The sequence below is a fragment of the Streptomyces sp. SID14478 genome (genome assembly GCF_010548525.1).
GTDB lineage: Bacteria > Actinomycetota > Actinomycetes > Streptomycetales > Streptomycetaceae > Streptomyces.
Map to the genome: position 1 here is coordinate 1 of NZ_JAAGMG010000621.1, position 428 is coordinate 428.

Sequence of the window (428 nt, forward strand, 5' to 3'; positions counted from 1 at the left end):
TGGCGGTCGGGGCGGGGATCGGCGGGCTCGCGCTGCAGCACGACACCTCCGCCGGGTATCTCGCGGTGTTCGCGCTCGACGGCGCCGGGTTCGTGGTCTGCGCCCTGATCCTGTGGCGGCTCCCGGCGGTCGCGCCCGCGCCCGTCCGCGCGGCGAAGGAACCCCGGCTCGCCGTGCTGCGCGACCGCCCCTACGCTGCGGTGACCCTGCTGAACGCCGTCCTGCTGCTGCGGATGCCGCTGCTCTCGCTCGCCGTCCCGCTGTGGATCGTGACGCACACGGCCGCCCCGGGCTGGCTCGTGTCGGCACTGTTCGTGCTCAACACCCTTGGGGTGATGGCCTTCCAGGTGCGGATGGCCCGGGGCGTCGACGGGCCGCGTGCCGCGACGCGGAGCCTGCGCCGCTCGGGGGCCGTGCTGCTGGCCTCG

The 428-nt window shown here is 75.7% G+C and carries 1 pseudogene; it reads left to right on the top strand.

The features are described from left to right. Positions 1–428 (top strand): annotated as a pseudogene (locus G3I40_RS20305) (MFS transporter); the annotation flags it as partial.